Origin of the sequence: Streptomyces sp. NPDC002130 (assembly GCF_040296465.1) — a bacterium.
GTDB lineage: Bacteria > Actinomycetota > Actinomycetes > Streptomycetales > Streptomycetaceae > Streptomyces.
Genome location: NZ_JBEOXI010000836.1, coordinates 1 through 1428, shown reverse-complemented (window position 1 = coordinate 1428; position 1428 = coordinate 1). Strand labels below are relative to the sequence as shown.

The following is a 1428-nucleotide window of genomic DNA, read 5'->3' as shown; positions in this document are numbered from 1 at the left end:
CTCACGAGCCGGCAGTGCTGCCGCTTCGAACCATTCACCTACGTGCGGGCGAATGCGATCGTCGACCATCTTGCGGACCGTGTCGCGGATCGCGATCTCCTCGGCGTCCAGCAGGGTGTCGATGGCAAAAAGCTCGGACAGGGACTGCGGCGTGGTCACGGGGCCTCCAGTGTTCTCGGGCGCAATCCTTTGCGAGAACGATTGCGCAATCGTTTGCATCGCCTAGAGTAGAGCCCGGTTGCACACCCGTCAATCCCCGACGCACACCAGGAGCCCCGACGCAGATGACGCCCGATCCGTCGAACCGCAGCAACGGCCGCCCGCCGACGCTGCGCGAAATCGCCGACCAGGCCGGGGTCCACATCTCGACGGCGTCGCGGGTACTCCGTCAGCCCGAGCCCGCCGACGGTTGGTCCGACTCCGCACTCCGAGTTCGTCAGGTCGCCGAGGAGCTCGGGTACCAACCGAACCTGTGGGCGGCCAGCCTGTGTACCCGCAAGACCACCACCATCGGCGTCGTGATGCCGAGGCTGACGGACGTCGTTGTGGCCACCATGTTCCAAGGCATCGAGGAAGCCGCCACCGCAGCCGGGTACTCCGTCCTGCTTTCCAGCCCACCCGACGATCTGGACGCGCAACGCAAAGCGGTCGAGTTCCTGGTGAGCCGACAGGTCGACGGTCTCATGCTGAGCGCGCAAAGCGGTCGAGTTACCGATTTCGTCGACTCGCTCCCCCTGCGCTCACTGCCGATCCTGCTGCTGAACCGGCACATCGACCCGGCGACGTCGTCGCCGAACAGCAGCCTTCCCTTTGTCAGCGGCGACGACCGCCTCGGCGGCTACCTCGCGGGGAAGCATCTGCTGGACTGCGGCTATCGCGACCTCGGAGTGATCGCGGGGCCGGATCACGCCAGCACGTCGCGGGAACGCGTCGCGGGTTTCCGCGACGCCCTGACCGAAGCCGGTCTGGAACTGCCACCGAACCGAATAGTGGCGTCCGAGTTCGAAGTTCAAGGAGGTGTCGATGCGGCGGCCACACTGCTCAGCGGGAACACGCGCCCTGACGCCGTCTTCACGGTGAGTGACACCATCGCGATCGGCGTACTCGGTGTGGCCCGTGATCTCGGGTTGAGCATTCCCGACGATCTTGCGCTGGTCGGCTACAACGACATTCCCGTTGTCTCCCAACTCCCGGTGCCACTGACGACGGTGAGGTCCCCCGCCCACAAGATCGGCGCGACCGGGCTCGAACACCTGCTCGCATTGATCGCCGGCAGGAACGTCGAATCCGTCAAACTGCCCGTCGAACTGATCGTGCGAGCTTCCACCAGAAAGCCCGCCGCTCGAGAACTCTGAGCAGCTACCAGACCTGAGATTCGTCGATACCCAAGCGTCGCGCATAGCCCGAGTTGAGCGCGTCCCAACCGTA

Annotated in this window: 1 protein-coding gene; it reads left to right on the top strand. The window is 65.2% G+C overall.

The window, feature by feature from the left end; all coding sequences use genetic code 11:
- The first annotated feature begins 284 nt into the window (after positions 1-284).
- Positions 285-1355, top strand: a complete 1071-nt coding sequence (locus tag ABT116_RS46125; protein ID WP_351647178.1) for a LacI family DNA-binding transcriptional regulator — start codon at positions 285-287, stop codon at positions 1353-1355.
- The last annotated feature ends 73 nt before the right edge of the window (positions 1356-1428 follow it).

What these genes read in the sequence shown, in the direction of transcription:
- ABT116_RS46125 (WP_351647178.1), top strand. Translation starts at nt 285, where the DNA reads ATGACGCCCGATCCGTCGAACCGCAGCAACGGCCGCCCGCCGACGCTG.